The organism is Streptomyces sp. TLI_55, from assembly GCF_900206255.1.
Lineage (GTDB): Bacteria > Actinomycetota > Actinomycetes > Streptomycetales > Streptomycetaceae > Streptomyces > Streptomyces aquilus.
This window is the reverse complement of record NZ_OAOJ01000003.1, coordinates 1-15,234: the sequence shown is the minus strand read 5'-3', so window position 1 is coordinate 15,234 and position 15,234 is coordinate 1. Positions and strand designations below refer to the sequence as shown.

General features: G+C 70.3%; 16 protein-coding genes and 1 pseudogene. 12 read left to right on the top strand and 5 right to left on the bottom strand.

What is annotated here, in order from left to right:
* Positions 1–58: 58 nt before the first annotated feature.
* From CRP56_RS44935 to CRP56_RS44925, 3 genes are all read right to left on the bottom strand, one after another.
* Complete coding sequence (locus CRP56_RS44935; RefSeq protein ID WP_179851407.1) at positions 59–1,339, bottom strand: MFS transporter; 1,281 nt, start codon at positions 1,337–1,339, stop codon at positions 59–61.
* Positions 1,336–2,568 carry an ATP-grasp domain-containing protein gene (locus CRP56_RS44930; protein WP_097275815.1) on the bottom strand — a complete coding sequence of 411 codons (1,233 nt, stop codon included), beginning with the start codon at positions 2,566–2,568 and terminating at the stop codon, positions 1,336–1,338. Before CRP56_RS44930 ends, CRP56_RS44935 begins: the two co-directional genes overlap by 4 nt.
* Positions 2,569–2,637: 69 nt before the next feature.
* Positions 2,638–2,832, bottom strand: a complete 195-nt coding sequence (locus tag CRP56_RS44925) for a hypothetical protein (protein ID WP_097275813.1) — start codon at positions 2,830–2,832, stop codon at positions 2,638–2,640.
* 226 nt (positions 2,833–3,058) lie between these two features.
* Between CRP56_RS44925 and CRP56_RS47935 the strand changes: the two genes are divergently transcribed.
* The 9 genes from CRP56_RS47935 to CRP56_RS44895 all read left to right on the top strand — a co-directional run bounded on the left by CRP56_RS47935 (position 3,059) and on the right by CRP56_RS44895 (position 13,234).
* A complete protein-coding gene (locus CRP56_RS47935; RefSeq protein WP_179851406.1) occupies positions 3,059–3,211 on the top strand; it encodes a hypothetical protein in 153 nt (50 codons plus the stop codon).
* A 95-nt stretch (positions 3,212–3,306) separates the two neighbouring features.
* On the top strand, positions 3,307–4,518 hold the full coding sequence (locus CRP56_RS44920) for a helix-turn-helix domain-containing protein (RefSeq protein ID WP_097275811.1): 1,212 nt from the start codon (positions 3,307–3,309) through the stop codon (positions 4,516–4,518).
* A gap of 307 nt (positions 4,519–4,825) precedes the next feature.
* Entirely contained in the window at positions 4,826–5,665 is an 840-nt protein-coding gene (locus CRP56_RS47930) for a HalD/BesD family halogenase (RefSeq protein ID WP_179851405.1), read from the top strand.
* A gap of 11 nt (positions 5,666–5,676) precedes the next feature.
* Positions 5,677–6,987 carry a hypothetical protein gene (locus tag CRP56_RS44915; protein WP_179851404.1) on the top strand — a complete coding sequence of 437 codons (1,311 nt, stop codon included), beginning with the start codon at positions 5,677–5,679 and terminating at the stop codon, positions 6,985–6,987.
* Positions 6,987–8,201, top strand: coding sequence for an ATP-grasp domain-containing protein (locus CRP56_RS44910; protein ID WP_097275807.1), 1,215 nt, complete (start codon positions 6,987–6,989; stop codon positions 8,199–8,201). The genes CRP56_RS44915 and CRP56_RS44910 overlap by 1 nt, the downstream gene beginning before the upstream one ends.
* Complete coding sequence (locus tag CRP56_RS47050) at positions 8,198–9,442, top strand: ATP-grasp domain-containing protein (protein WP_107484064.1); 1,245 nt, start codon at positions 8,198–8,200, stop codon at positions 9,440–9,442. Before CRP56_RS44910 ends, CRP56_RS47050 begins: the two co-directional genes overlap by 4 nt.
* 122 nt (positions 9,443–9,564) lie before the next feature.
* Positions 9,565–11,112: a peptide ABC transporter substrate-binding protein gene (locus tag CRP56_RS47045; protein ID WP_107484063.1), complete on the top strand. Its 1,548-nt coding sequence runs from the start codon at positions 9,565–9,567 to the stop codon at positions 11,110–11,112.
* Positions 11,106–12,386: a cation:proton antiporter domain-containing protein gene (locus CRP56_RS44900; RefSeq protein WP_097275805.1), complete on the top strand. Its 1,281-nt coding sequence runs from the start codon at positions 11,106–11,108 to the stop codon at positions 12,384–12,386. Before CRP56_RS47045 ends, CRP56_RS44900 begins: the two co-directional genes overlap by 7 nt.
* Positions 12,383–13,234 (top strand): aminoglycoside N(3)-acetyltransferase, encoded by an 852-nt coding sequence (locus CRP56_RS44895; RefSeq protein WP_097275803.1) that lies wholly within the window; start codon positions 12,383–12,385, stop codon positions 13,232–13,234. Before CRP56_RS44900 ends, CRP56_RS44895 begins: the two co-directional genes overlap by 4 nt.
* 197 nt (positions 13,235–13,431) lie before the next feature.
* Here CRP56_RS44895 and CRP56_RS44890 read toward each other — a convergent pair.
* A pseudogene (locus CRP56_RS44890) lies at positions 13,432–13,845 on the bottom strand (transposase); the annotation flags it as partial.
* Positions 13,846–14,017: 172 nt separating this feature from the next.
* Between CRP56_RS44890 and CRP56_RS47925 the strand changes: the two are divergent.
* The 3 genes from CRP56_RS47925 (at position 14,018) to CRP56_RS48895 (ending at position 15,052) form a co-directional block, all read left to right on the top strand.
* A complete protein-coding gene (locus CRP56_RS47925) occupies positions 14,018–14,200 on the top strand; it encodes a hypothetical protein (protein ID WP_179851403.1) in 183 nt (60 codons plus the stop codon).
* A gap of 2 nt (positions 14,201–14,202) precedes the next feature.
* The gene (locus CRP56_RS47920; protein WP_179851402.1) at positions 14,203–14,352 is read left to right on the top strand and encodes a hypothetical protein; all 150 of its coding nucleotides are present in this window, start codon (positions 14,203–14,205) and stop codon (positions 14,350–14,352) included.
* Positions 14,353–14,548: 196 nt separating this feature from the next.
* Positions 14,549–15,052, top strand: coding sequence for a hypothetical protein (locus tag CRP56_RS48895; protein ID WP_257042356.1), 504 nt, complete (start codon positions 14,549–14,551; stop codon positions 15,050–15,052).
* On the opposite strand, the gene CRP56_RS48100 is transcribed toward CRP56_RS48895, so the two are convergent.
* A partial coding sequence (locus CRP56_RS48100; RefSeq protein WP_218878141.1) for a hypothetical protein occupies positions 15,035–15,234 on the bottom strand: 200 nt, incomplete at its 5' end. The genes CRP56_RS48895 and CRP56_RS48100 overlap by 18 nt on opposite strands.

Here is a 15,234-nt window from a genome sequence, read left to right as displayed (position 1 = left end):
GAGACAGTGCGTAAAGCCGTACTCGGCTTGTTCGTGGGGGCGTCACGGTGTTCCGCGTTCATGCCGTGGTTGGCCCCACCAGTGGGGGCGGTTGTTTTCTTGTCTCCTCTGCGTGGCGGGTGAACCGGGCTGTCGGGAGGGCCGCGCCCAGCATCAGCAGGCCGAGTAGCACCCAGCCGGTGGAGCCCAGGTCCAGGCACAGGTAGGTGACGACGGAGGCGGAGACGACTCGTCCCAGTTGTGTTCCCGTCGTGTACACGCCGAGGTATTCGCCTTGGGCCTCGGGCGGTGCCAGGTTCAGGCTGAGCTCGTAGCTGGCCGTTCCTTGGAGGATCTCGCCGACGGTGTAGAGCACCACGGCCGCCACGAGGAGGAGCGCGCCGAGCCAGGCGGGTATGCGCCCGATCACGGCGATCAGGGCGAAGCCGGCGAGGAATGCTGTTCCGGCGCGCGGCATCAGGCGGGCCGCGCTGCGGTTGTCGTTGACCCCGCGGGCGAACCGCACCTGGAGTGCCGCGACCATGAGGGTGTTGACGGGCAGGGTGACCGCGACCAGCCAGTGGGGCAGCGAGGTGTGCTGGGTGATCCACAGCGGCAGGGCCAGGGAAAGCACCGGGTACTGGAGCATCATCACAGCGGTGATGCCGGTCAGGGCCAGGTAGGGCAGGTCGCGGACGGCGCGGAGCGGTCCGGATCTGGCGGCCTCCTTCTGGGCGGTCGAGCGGCTGGTAGCTGGCAGCCGGGCGGCCAGCAGGGCGCACAGGACGAAGGACAGGGCGTTGCCGATGACGAGGAGCGGGTACAGGGACGGCCTGTTGATCGCGATCACGACACCGCCGACGGTCCCGCCCACGGTGATGCCCAGGTTGGCGACGGATCGCAGGTGGGCCCGCAGCACGGTGGCCCCGTCCGGGGCGGCCGCCCGGATGAGGGGTCCGCGGGCGACATTGGTCGAGGTGGCCGCGAGTCCGGCGATCGTGGTCGTCACCGCGAACGCCCAGAAGGTGTGGACGAAGACCAGGGCCAGCATCGCCGCGCCCTCGCACAGCAGGGACACCACATACAGGGTGCGCGGGTCCTGCCGGTCGGCCAGGCGTCCGACGGGCAGGCCGGCGAGCAGTCCGATGACTCCGCCCAGGGTCAGGCCGAGCCCCACCGAGGCGGCGCTCAGGCCGACGCAGGCGACGAAGAAGAGGGCGCTGCTGGTGAAGTACAGGCCGGTGCCGACGGTGCTGACGAAGGTTGCGGCGTAAAGGACGCGGCCTGGCCCGGGTTCGGGGATCGCCCGGGCGAGGCGGCGCGAGAGGGGCGCTGTGGGGCTCGTCGGGCCGGCGCTCACGCGTCCACCAGCGGCGCGGAGGAGCAGGCGGTACGGAACCAGTCGAAGACCTCGCGCAGGCGCCGGGCGACCTCGTCCTCGTCGGCCCCGGTCATCAGGGCCCAGCCGAGGCGGATGTTGGAGCTGCGGGACGGCTCGGGCAGGGGGCCGTCGCCGGGGCGGTGGTCGATACCGGCGTCAGCGCAGCCGGGCCGGGCGAGCAGTTCGGCGCGGTCGGGCACCCGGAGGGGGCCGTCGGCCGGGCCCGTCAGGTGGATCCAGCCGTAGGACTGGGCGGACTGCCGCGGTGTTCCTGCGGGCAGATCCAGGACGGCCCGGGCCCACTCGTCGAGCAGGTCGATGCCGAGGCCGGCTTTCACGCATTCGCGGACCGCGCCGCCGCCGACCCGTCCGCCGCACTCGCTGAAGACCAGGCCGTCGGGCTGCTCGAAGGCCTCCAGGTGGAAAATGCCGTCCCGCAGGCCCAGGGCCGCGAGGGCGCCGGTGGCCAGTTCGCGGGCCTCGGCGTGCAGCGCGGCGTGTGCGCCGGGGTGCAGGGCGACGGAGCCGACCACACCGCCGTGCTTGATGTCGATGACGTTGTCGAGGTAGCGCGATACCGAGAAGAAGACGATCCGGCCTTCGCGCACGATGCCGTCCATGTGCAGTTCGCGTCCCGGTACGAACTCCTCCGCCAGCCACGGGCCGGTTCCCAGGGTGGGCAGGAGCGTGGCGAGGTCTGCGGCGGTGTGTGTCAGGTGGGTGTCGCGGCTGCCGGCTCCGGCCAGCGGCTTGAGCACGAGGGGGAAGGACGGTGCCGCTTCCTGCTCGTCCAGCAGGTCGGCTGCGCGGTCGGCGACGCGGCTGTCGGCCGTCGGCAGGCCGGCGGCCCGCACCAGCCGTTTCTGCACGTACTTGTCCCGCAGGGCGACGGCGGTGTGCACCGGCATGCCGCATACCCGGCCCAGTTCGGCCAGCACGCCGGCACACACCACGGAGAACTCGCGCATGCTGAGCACGGCGTCGAAGGAGTCCAGGCGGTGGCCCTCGCGGGCCAGTCCCGACAGCACGTCCTCGGGGCTGGTCATGTCGCCCACCACGACGAGATCGGAGCGCGGGACGTGGCGCAGCCGGCCCAGGTCGCCGGGGGTGACGACGTTGACGACGCGGCGGCCCTGCGCCTGGAGCGCCTCCACCGCCTTCAGGTACCGGCCGACCAGCAGGACGTCCCCGCTCGTGGCATGCGGCATGGTTTCCACCTCTCAAGCAGGCGCCGCAGCGGGTGACGGCTGTGGCGCGGAAGGACTGAATCGGGTTTCTCAGCGCAGCCGCGGGAAGCGCGCGGCCCACTGGGCGATGACCTCCTGGCGGTCCGCGGCGGCTGCCAGGTCCGCGCGGAAGGCGCTGATCTGCTCCTCGGACCGCACCACCGCCACCGGCCGGCAGCGGTGGGTGAGGACCATCGCTCCCTCGGCGGTCTCGTGAAAGCCGAAGAACGGCGTCTTGCGCTTCAAGGCACTCCTCTGCCGTGGACCGAGGTGGCGCTCCGGCCGTTGATGACCGGGTTGACCTCCGTGAAGTTAGAAGCGATTGCCAAGTGTTGTCAACAGTTGCCAAACATGTCCGAGGGGCCTACTGTCCTTCCTGTCGGGCCCCCATCCGGGCGTCCCGACCTGATCAAACCGAACCAGCCCCCGCGGCCACACGCCGGCCGCGCCCTGAGCAAGGACATGCACACTCATGCGCAACTGGTCCCGTATAGCCCTGTCGGCCCTGGCTGCCTGCGCGGCCCTCGCCTTCGTTGCCGTCGCCTCACCGGCCGGCACCCATCCCCGGCCGGACCGGGCCGTCGAGGCCGGCTCGGTCAATCCCGACACCATCGAATGGCCGTGAATTCTCCATTCCGCTACCCCAAGTTGACTAGTTAGGCAAATCTTTGCCAAGGTTGGCGGAGTACCTTCGACACCTATGCAAGTTGGGGCGAACCGATGCTGACTCAGCCACTGTTCGGCCGCCGCCTACGGCAACTAAGGCAGCAGCAGGGAATGACCCGCGCGGACCTCATCGGTCCGGGCATGTCCCCCGCCTATCTGTCACGCCTGGAGTCCGGAGCCCGGCCGCCCACCGAACGGGCGGTCCGTCTGCTCGCCGAACGTCTCCAGGTGCCGGCCTCGGCTTTCGACGTGTCGGACCCCTCCGACCTGGTCGACGTCCTCGCCGCCGCGATGGCCGCGGAGAGCGCGTCGATGAGCGGCGAACTCGAGCACCGGCTCGAAGAGGCACTGGAGTCGGAGAAGGAAGCCGATCGTGCCCTGCGCTGGCAGGCGTACTCGCAGCTCGCCCGCATTCGGGGCGACGGCGGGGACCGCCCGGCCGAACAGCAGGCGCTGACAGAACTCGTGCGCCTCGGCGACGAGTTGGGCTATGCGCAGCTGCGGATCCACTCCCGGCTGCGCCTGGCCCGATGCCAGCGGGCTCTCGGTGCGATCGAGGAGGCTCGCGTCACGGCGCGGGCCGGACTCGACATCGGCGAGGGCCTGTCGCTCACCGATCCCGACACGCTGCGGTGCCGACTCCTTCTGATCTCCGTCACGGCCGAGATCGGCGACCTGGCCGAGGCGGGACGACTGAGCACACAGGCATGTGCGGCACTCGGCGAGGACGCCCGCGGCGCCACGGCCGCGGAAACCCTGTGGACCGCGGCGACGCTGTCCACCCGGCTGGGCAATCACGACCAGTCGGCGAAGCTGCTGCACCGGGCGATCGGCGCGCTCGACAGCAGGGAGAACCTGACCCTGTGGATGCGGTTGCGGCTTGCCGGCGCCGACCTGGTGATGCAGGCGGAACCGGTGGACGTGGCCCAGGCCCGAACCTATCTCGAGGAGGTGGAGCCCGCGGTCGGCCTCGTGGGAAACCGGCTGCACGAACAGGAACACGCGTTCCTCGAGGCGCGGCTGGCCCACCTCGAAGGCGACCTGCCCACCGCGGCCCGACTGTGCGCGAAAGCGTCCCAGGGACTTGAACACATGTCATTCCGCGACCGGGTGCGCCTGGAACTGCTCACCGAGCAGATCCGCCTGGCGCAGGGCGGTACGCGGGACGACGGCAAACTGCGCCAACTGGCCCTGGATGCACAGCACCGGGGCATGCTCGACCTCACTACCCAGATCTGGCGGGCGATCGCCGAGATCCGCGACTGACCTCGGCCTTCAGTGTGAGCTTCCGGTCGGCGAACCGCCCGACCGGAAGCCCGTCGGCATGCGCGCAAAACCAGAGAGAACCCCAAGGGAATTCTCCCGAGGAATAGCCAAGAAAGCCGTTGACGGCACCGCCGGAAAATGATTAATTGAATCCGGCGAAGAAATCTCGCAGTAAATTCTGAACTGCATTTCTCGCATTACCGGCTGGCCGCCGTATTTCCCGCTTGAAATCTATTCACGGGACCGGCCTGCCTTCCCCGAGCCTTTTACGGCGCCATTCATCGCATCCTGAGAACGAGGACCTCGCATGACCGTCACCGAAACCCCCCTCGACACCGTCGCCGCCACCCGCAACGCGGCCCGCGCCCTGCTGGAGGCCGGCAACACCCGCGGCGACTACGTGGACACCACCCGAATCGCCCGCATCAATCAGATCCTCGCCGACAGCGGCCAGCACACCGGCAACGCCCTGGACGAGGCCCGCAAGCAGTACTCGGCCGAGCACTACGCCCGCACCACCGCCCTGCTGCCCGCAGAACTCGTCGACCTCCTGCGCGCCGAGGCCCGCAAGCTCGCCGACCTCAACACCCGCCGCATCGACATCACCGTCCCGGTGACCGGCAACACCCCGCGCAAGCTCGGCAGCCTGCCCAACTCGCTCTTCCAGGAGAACAGCGAGTGGTACACGGCCCTCTATCACTCCACCGAGTTCCGCAAGCTGCTCTCCGCGGTCGTCGGCACCCCGATCCTGAACGCCACCTACGAGGACGAGGCGATCACTGGCACCCACCAGAACCGCGTCGGCGACACCCACGGCTGGCACTGGGGCGACCATGAGTTCGCCTTCATCTTCATCGCCGAGGCCCCCGCCATCGAGCACGGCGGCATGCTCCAGTCCTGCCCGCACACCCTGTGGGACAAGCAGAACCCCGCGGTCCACCAGAAGCTGGCCGAGGGCACGGTCCGCACCTACCACCACAACGCCGGCGAGTCCTACATCTTCAAGACGGACACCAGCCTGCACCGCACGGTCCCGATCCAGACGGAGGGCGTGGAGCGCATCATCATCAACCTCACCTTCGCCAGCCTCCGCGACTGGCTGGAGGAGAAGTCGTACGAGACCACCGCCGCCGTCTACACCGACTGACGGGATTGGCCGTGACAACCGTTCTGTTCGCCAAAGAAAGCGACTGCGAGGAAAACCCGGGCGGCCTGGACCTGCGGGCCACCCTGGTCCCCGAGGACGTGCCTGCCTACCTGGCCAGCGGCTATGACGTCGTTGTCCAGCAGGGACTGGGCGAGAACATCGGGTTCCTCGACGTCCAGTACGAGATGGCGGGGGCCCGGATCGAGCCCTACCCCTCCTGCTACGCGGGCAAGGATCTCGTCGTCAAGCTCAAGGGCCCCTCGGCCACCGAGATCGCCCAGCTGACCCCGGGCACGACCCTGTTCTCCATGGGGCACCTGTACTGCTTTCCGGAGCGCAGGAAACTCCTTGAGGAAAAGGCCGTACGGCTGATCGGCATGGAGACCGTCTCCGAGCCGCAGCAGCTGCCCGCCGCCTACCTCGCGGGGATCCGGGCCGGTGCCCGGCTGAACCCCGACCTGCTGGGCGAAGCCCCGCTCGTCGAGGTCCATCCCTCCGCCGACCAGGACTACCTCAACGGCCTGCTGCGTGCCGCGATGCGCTTCGGCCGCCGCCCGCTCCGGGTCACTCACCCCGACCAGGAAACGGACGGTCCGGCACAGACCGGGGTGCGCGTGGTGGTCACCTCCGCAGGCAGCACCCTCCTCGCCGGAAACCTCGCCCCCGTGCTGCTGGAAGAGGGCGAGGAGACCGAGGAGGCAGCGAAACTCGTGGCCGAGGAACTCGGCCGTCCCGCCCGGGTGATCGGGCAGATCCGCGAGGTCGGCATCGGCGGGGCCAAGTACGGCCTCGACCTGTACCACCGCCTGCACGACGGGGCCGATCCGGCCGTGCTCGTGCTCGGCTACGGCAACACCTCCATGGGCGCCTTCGAGCACCTGCGGGCCGAGCGGATCCCGTTCACGGTGCTCGGCCGTGACCAGACCAGCCGGACGGAGCTCCCGGCCTGGCTCCGCGGCGCCGGACTGGTGATCAACGGCGCAGAGACGCCGGGCGGCACCGAGTACATCCTCACCACCGAGCAGGCGCACACCGACGTGCCCCGCGGCGCTGTCGTCATCGACCTGATCGGGGGCTCGCCCGCCAAGCGCTCGCCCGTCGAGCCCTTCGAGTGGACGACCTTCCTGACTCAGATCCACTTCGAGTCACAGGGCCGCTACTTCGCCGGGCTGTGGGGGTGGGACATGTACTACTCCATGCACGACACAGCCAAGGAGTACAGCCGCAGGGTCAGCTCGGTGCTCAACCGGACACCGGCGTATGCCGCCTCGCTGGACACCTTCGCCGACGACTACGCCTACGCGCGCCAGTTGGGTGCGTGATGGGAAACGTCGTCGTCCTGTGCCGCCACCCCCTGGGCCAGTTTTCCTACCGGTCCCTGGCGGAGAGCACCGACGTGTGGCTGCTGTGCCACCCCGACAAGAGCCAGATCGCGCTCGGGGGGCACGGCGTGCCCCCCGAGCGGGTCCTGCTCTTCGACGGGTACGACACCAACAGCGCCGTCGAGTACGAGGCGGCCCGCATCATCGAGTCCGGCCCCTGCGACGCGATCATCGCCCTGTCGGAAGTGGACGTCCTGCGCGCCGCGCAGCTGCGCACCCACTACGGCATCCCGGGCCTGGACACCGACACCGCCGTGCTCTTCCGCGACAAGGTAGCCATGAAGCGGAAGCTGGCCGCGGCCGGTATCCGCGTGCCCCGCTTCACTGTCGCCGAGACCGGCCTGGACCTGCGCCGGGCGGCCGCGGAGTTCGGCTACCCCCTGGTGGTCAAACCCCGCACCGGCGGCGGCTCCGTCGGCACCCGGGTGATCCGGGACGAAGCCGCACTGCTGGAGCTGCTGCGGGCCGGACTGCCGCCCAACTTCCACACCCCGGCCCACCTGGAGGCGGAGGAGTTCATCGAAGGCGAGATCTGCCAGGTCGACGGACTCGTCATCGACGGACACATCTACCTGAAGACCGTCAGCCGACACCGTTCGGACATCCTCGACTTCTCCGCGCCCACCTGGAGCCGGATGATCGACCAGGACTCGGCACAGGCACAGCGGCTGTCCCAGTACACACAGCAGGTGCTGGACACCCTGGGGCTGCTGCGGCCCGGCTCGCACAGTTACTTCCACTGCGAGGTCTTCGACACCCCGGGCGGACCGGTACTGTGCGAGGTGGCCGCCCGGCCCGGCGGTCTCGGCATCGTCGACCAGCTCGACGCCTACTTCGGGGTGGACACCTTCGCCCTGCTCTTGGACGCCACACTCGGCCGGGAGCTGCCGCCCCCGCCGACCGCGCCTCGCGGCGAGGGACTGGTCGGCTGGGTCGCCATCCCCCGGGCCTGCACGCCGGACCGGGCCCGCGCCCTGATTCCCGCCGCCAACCGGGTAGGCGAACGGGTCTACGCCACCCGCCCCGAACCCGGACAGCGGCTCTCCTCCGCGGACTTCGACGGCGTGGTCGTGGTCCGCGGCGCGAACGAGGCAGTCCTGGACGCACTGCTCAGCTCAGCGGCACAAGGACTCACGCCGGCGGTGGCGTCATGACCAAACCGACCGTCCTGGTGCTCATGGGATACGACCTCGCCGCAATCCCCGTGGTGCGCTGGTTGGCCGACGACTTCCAGGTGCTGCTCGTCGCCGCCCGCAACGCCACCAACCAGCGCCACTCCGACGCCTTCGCCACGGCATGCGCTGCAGCCGCCGAATGGCGCTGGATCGACGCGCTGTTCGACGACTGGCAGACCGTCGAGACGGCGCTCACCTGGCACCGCACCTACGGCATCGACCACGTCGTCTGCCTCGACGAGAAAGGACTGATCATCGCGGCCCGGCTGCGTGCCCTGCTGGGTGTGCGGACCGGGCAGGGCGTGGCGTCGGCGCACGCCTACCGCTACAAGGACCGCATGTACCGGGCGGCCGGACAGGCCGTTGCCGTACCGCGGTTCGTCGTGGCGGCCTCCTCCTTCGAAGTCGCCGACGCCGCGGAGCGGCTCGGACTGCCGGTCGTCGTCAAGCCCGTGGACGGCTCCGGCTCCCGCGACACCCACGTACTGCGCGATTCCGCGGAACTGCTCGCCTGGCTGCGCGGCCGGCCGATCCGCCGCCCCGAACCCGTGCTGGTCCAGCGGTTCGTCGACGGGGACATGTACCACGTCGACGGGGTCGTCGCCGGCGGCCGCACCCACGGCGTCAGGGTGTCCCGCTACGGCGGCAGCACCCTGGGCTACAAGGACTCCCAGGCGCTGACCTCGACCATGGTCGACACCGGCGGCAAGGAGTTCGCGGTGCTGTCCGAACAGGTCGCCCGCACCGTGGCGGCCCTGCCGGACCCCGCGGACAGCGTCTTCCACGCCGAGTTCTTCCTCACCGCAGCCGGCGACGCCTACCTGTGCGAGATCGCCGCCCGGGCAGGCGGCGGCGCGATCGCACCCGCCTACGCACTGTCCACCGGCGTGGACCTGTTTTGGGCCCACGCACTCCTGCAGTGCGGTCTTGTCGACGAGGTACTGGCTGCGTACGACGCGCCCGGCACCCGAGGCGGCCGCTACGGCTTCCTGCTGGAGAACACCCCAGCAGGCCGGCTGCTGTGGGCCTCCAGCGACTGCGAACTGCCCGGCGTCGTGCGGTGCGACCTGCTCGCCCGGCCCGGCCAGGTCTACGAAGGACCCGCCTCCAGCGCGGACCTGCTGCGCCAGTTCGTGATCGAGGTGCACGACGACCAGGACACCGCGGACCTCTACCGCCGCATCGACACCTGGTGCCACCACAACCGGGCCGTGGCCTGACCCCACCGCCCCGCCCCCGGCCGTGGCCTGACCCCACCGCCCCGCCCCCGGCCGCGGCGTGGCACCCCCGGCCACGCCGCGGCCCCCACCTCCCCTGCCCGGCGCCCGCCGAGAGGAAAGCCATGGCTGCACCCCGGCCCGGACCCATCACGGTCAACACGGGCCGCCCCCAGCGGGGCCTGATCCCCACCGACACCATCGAGGGCTACGGCGGCCGGATCGTCGATCTGCTCTTCACCGGCCTGTACGAGTACGACGCCGACGGTCGCCCCTGCCCGGCCCTGGCCGACACCCTGTCGACCCCCGACAACCAGCACTTCACCATCACCCTCCAACCCGGCCGCACCTTCACCGACGGCACCCCGGTCACCGCACACGACTTCGTCGACACCTGGAACTTCGGCGCGCTGTCCACCAACGGCCAGCTCCTGCGCAGCTTCTACGCGCCGATCGACGGCTACGACGACGTCGCCGCCGAGATACCGCGCGCCACCACCCTGTCCGGCCTGCGGGCCGTGGACGACCTCACACTCACCATCCGGCTGTGCCGCCCCAGCGCCGACTTCGCCACCCGGCTCGGCTTCCTGCCCTTCAAGCCGCTCCCACGCGCCTTCTTCACCTCCGACCGCTCCGCCTTCGGCGCGCTTCCCACGGGCAACGGCCCCTACCGGCTCGCCGGCCCTATCACCCCCGGCAGCCGCCGCATCGACCTGCTGCCCAACCCCGGCTACCGCGGCCCCCACTCGGCTCGCAACGAGGGCATCTCCTTCCTCCTCTACGACGACCTGGACGAGGCCTACGCCGCCCTCCTCGACGGCCGTCTCGACGTCCTCGACGCCGTCCCCGACAGCAGACTCGGCACCTACCGCCGAGACCTGGGCGATCGGGCGGTGGAGAAACCCATCGCTCTGAACAAATCCCTGGCGATCCCGCACGACCTGCCGCACTTCAGCGGCGAGGAGGGCCGGCTCCGACGCGCGGCCCTCTCCCATGCCATCAACCGCGAACGCATCACCCACCAGCTGTTCCACAACACCCGCAGCCCCGCCCGCGACTTCACCGCCCGCTCCCTCCCGGGCTTCAACCCCGACCTGCCCGGCGCCGACGTGCTGCTGCACCGTCCACGCCAGGCGGCCGAACTATGGGCCAAGGCCGACGAACTCGCGCCGTGGAGCGGGACACTCACCCTCGCCTACAACCACGACGGCGGCCACCAGGAATGGATCGACGCCGTCGCACGGGACATCACCGACGCGCTCGGCATCGACGCCCGCGGCCTGGCGCTGCCCACCTTCAAGGAAGTGCGGGACCGCGTACTGGACGGCACCCTTGGCAGCTGCTTCCGCAAGGGCTGGCGGGGCGACTACCCGTCCATGATCAGCTTCCTGGAGCCGCTCTTCGCCCAGGACGCCGGGGCCAACGACACCGGCTACCACAACGCCGAGTTCGAACAGTGGCTGACGGCCGCGAACACCGCCGCCACCCGGCAGGCAGAGAAGTTCCTGGCGCGTGCTCAGACCGTGCTGCTGCACGACCTGCCAGTGATCCCGCTGTGGGACTACCTCGCCGTCGGCGGCCACGGCGCCTCGATCACGGCGCCCTTCCGATGGAACGGCCTGCCCGACTACACCCAGCTCGTCCGCACCCCACCCGGAGACCCCTCGTGCTGAACCCCGCCATCCTCGTCCTGGCCGACCTGGCCCTGGTCCTGGCCCTCGGCTCCCTGCTCAAACCGCTGCTGCGCCGACTGCGCCAACCCCCGGTCATCGCCGAGATCGTCGCGGGCCTCGCGCTCGGCCCCAGCCTGCTCGGCCTCTTCCCCGGCAACCCCACCGAGGTGCTGTTCCCGCAAACGGTGCGCACCGACCTCGCCGCCATCGCCCAAGTCGGCATCCTGCTCTTCATGTTCCTGATCGGCTGGGAGATGAACCTCAACCAGCTGCGCCGCCAGCCCGGCGAGGTCCTCGGCGTTTCCTTGTCCGCGATCGCCCTGCCCTTCGTGGGCGGCATCGCCCTCGCCGCCTGGCTCTACACCCGCCACGCGGAGGTCGGCGGCCACAAGGTCGACTCACTGGCTTTTCTGCTCTTCGTCGGAGCGGCCATGGCCATCACCGCGTTCCCGGTACTCGCCCGCATCGTCACGGACTGCGGGCTGCGCGACAAGCGCGTGGGCGCCCTCGCCCTCGCCTCCGCCGCGGTCGGCGACCTGATCGCCTGGTGCCTCCTCGTCGTCGTGTCGGTGATCGCCGCCGCAGGAGGCCCGGGACGGCTCGTCCAGGTCGCCGCGCTGAGCGCCGTACACGCCGCGGTCCTGATCCTTCTCGTACGGCCCCTGCTGCGCCGCCTGCTCCAGCCCCGCGATGGCCGGCTGCCCGGACACGCCCTGCCGCTGCTCGCGGCCGGTGTCCTGGCCTCGGGCTACGCTGCCGCGGCGATCGGCCTGGACGGCATCTTCGGCGCCTTCGCCTTCGGCCTGGTCATGCCACGCGACCTCGGACACGAACTGAGCGAGCAGATCGCCGCTCCGGTCCGGCAGATCACCGCGCTGCTCATGCCGGTCTTCTTCGTCACCACGGGTCTGTCGGTCGACATCACCCGCATCACCGGCGGCGCCCTGCTCGAACTCGCGGGAATCCTCGCGGTGGCGTGTCTGGGCAAGATGGTCGCTGCCTATGCGAGTGGCCGGCTGATCGGGCTGTCGCGGCCGGACTCGCGGCTGCTGGGCTTCCTGATGAACACCCGGGGCTTGACCGAGCTGGTCATCCTGAACGCCGGGGTGACCCTGGGAGTCCTCGACCCGTCCATGTTCGCCATGATGGTGATCATGGCACTCGTGACCACCGGCATGGCCGGCTTCGTCCTTCCCGCCGCCGCACCCGAGCGGCTCGGCACCTCCACACCCGCCGCACCGGCCCGGGCCGTACCGACGGGGAGCGCCGCATGATCCAGGACGCCGTCCCTCACCGCGAGCAGCTGCCCCTCACCGGCGAGGACCTGCGCGCCGGATTCAAGGAACTCGGGCTGCCCGCCTCGGCAGTGGTGATCGTGCACGCGTCCCTGTCCGCCTTCGGCCACATCGACGGCGGCCCCGCGACCCTCCTGGGGGCCCTGCGCGACCACCTCGGACCGTACGGCACTGTGGTCGTACCCGCGTTCACCGGCGACGCGGTACGCGATCCCCACCCGGGCGCGGGACCCGATGCGGGGGCGCACGTCGACGCGGACCGGGCGGCCGTCCCTCTCTTCCACGACAAACAGCCCACTCTCATGGGCGCGTTGCCCACAGCCCTGCTCGCTGATCCGGACCGGCTGCGCAGCACCCACCCCCAGGCCTCCGTCGCAGCGGTCGGAGCCCGCGCGCGGGAGATCACCGAACGGCAGCCCTTCGCCTACGCGGTGGGACGCCACTCGCCGTTCGACCGGATGCACGACCTCGGCGCCCACATCCTGCTGCTCGGAGTCGGCCACAACCGCAACTCCTTCCTGCACTATGCCGAGTCGCTGATCCCGAATCACCGGCGCAAGCTGCGCAGGTTCCCGTATGTCATCGACGGCCAGCGGGTCTGGGTGGAGGTACCGGACGTGGGCGACGACAACGGCCGGCACTTCCCCGGCGTCGGCGCGGAGGCAGAGCAGGAAGGCCTGGTGCGGATCGGCCGGATCGGCGGCGCCGAGTGCCGGCTGATGGCGAGCGGGCCCTTCATCGAGTTCGCCCGCCGACGCCTCCAGGAACGGCTGGCGGAGGAGGGACGCCATTCCGCGACGGCCGCTCAACCCCCAGCGAGATCCTGACCGAGACCTTCGAATTCAACGACAGGACCGGCATCGGGAATCCTCGGGACGCCTGAGAGACCAGCGGCCGCACCCCGCTCTAGTAGTGCTTCGTCAGGTTCTGTTTCTGCCTGCGGTGAGGGGGCGGCCGCAGGTGGTGCAGGTGCCGTTCCAGCACCGCGGGACGTCCTGTAACGCGTCGAGGACTTGGTAGAGGCTCAGGCTGTCGTGAGGGCTTTTGGGTCGTAGCGTCGCAGGGTGAGGAAGGCTTGTGCGGCGGTGACGAGGGTGACGTGGTGGTGCCAGCCGCGCCAGGTGCGGCGTTCGAAGTGGTCCAGGCCCAGGCCGTGTTTGAGTTCGCGGTAGTTGTGCTCGATGCGCCAGCGCATCTTCGCCCACCGCGCCAGTTCGGCGATGGGGGTGGTGGCGGGCAGGTGGGACGTCCAGTAGTTGGTGGGCTCGTCGGCCTCTTCGGGCTGTTCGACCAGCAGCGTCTGCAGCGGCAGCACCCAGTCCCATTGGTTGCGTCCACCGGCTTGTTCCTGCGCGCCGCGGGTGGCTTCCTTGCCCGACGGCCGCACCTGGAGGACCGCGAAGCGTGAGGTCATCGACCCTTTGCTGCCCTGGCGCCACACGGTCCCGCTCCCACTCACTGCCCTGGACGTCCCGCTCAGCCAGGTAGACCGGCCAGCCTGCACCGTCCATCAGCGCCGCAACCCGCTGCCACTCGCCATGCCGGGCCGCCCACTGTTCAGCGAGCCGTACCGGATCCTCCGCCACCAGTTCCCCGCCCCTCACGGGCGCGTGCAGCTGCTGCCGGGTCTCCCGTACCCGCCGTGCGGCTTCAGCGACCTTGCCCGCGATCTGCCCAACATCCAGCCCCGGCGCCTGCCTGCGCACCGTGGCCCGCGCGACGTCCTCACGCTGTCGTCTGTGGTGGTGTTGGAGTGGTTGAAGGGGCTGCAGGCCGACGGCGAGGAAGCCTGACCGTGCCGGTGCCCGCCCCCGACGAGTTCACCGTCCAGCTGACGGGCACTCAGTCCGGCGAGCGCGTGCAGGGCGGCTTGACGGTGGAGGTCACTTCGTCGGACGCCAACCGTGGCACGTCCGGCGACATCTTCGCCATCACCTGTACCTGACCCTCGCTACGTCGGCGGAGGGGCCAGTTCACTGCGCACGACGGAGGGGCTGGTGTCACACTGGCTGTGTGCCCGTCAGGCTCCCCCGTCTTGGCGGGCACAGCCGCGCTCTGGCCTTTGCGCCGTACGTGTGGCCGTGCCGATACGGCCATCCTGGACAGTGGATCAAGTAGGCGCCAGGGCGGAGGACTGCAGAGTGAGCGACGCTGTCGAGTGGGGGAACGGCCTCGTCCCCGTTGAGCACCACCAGTTCGACATCAGCGACGAGGACGGGCCCGCCGGCGACGGCCTGGACCGCGGCCACAACGGCCTCGTCCGTGTCACCGACGGTGCCATCACCGTGATGACCGGCATTCACACCGGCGACGTCGACGTCACGGTCACCCTCCACCACACCGAGCCCGCACCCGACCGGGGCGGCTGGCAGGAGATCGTCGAGATCTCGGCCGACTCGGCGTCCGGTGAACTCATGGTCCGCGGCATCATGGACGACTTGGACGAGGAACTGCCCGCCCTGTCGTTCAACGGCCCCGGCAGCTACCGGCTGCGGATTCACGCGCGAGGCCGGGACACCGCCATCGACCAGGCCCCCGACGAGGTCACCGAGTGGTACCTCATCCAGGCCTGGCCGGCACCCGCCCACGAAGTGACGGTGATCCGCCAGACCGACACGTACGGAGCATCAGTGCGCACGCACTGACCGCAGGTGGTGGCACGAGACCCCGGCCTTGTCATGGCCGGTGGCCGGGGTCTTGCGGTGCACTTCGCTGACCATCCGGTTCAACGAGGGCTCGACGGCTGACGTCACGCCGTACGCGCCGCGGGAGCGCGGGCCGGCCGACACGGTGGGCCCGCGCCGACGGCGTGCGACGCGGACCCACC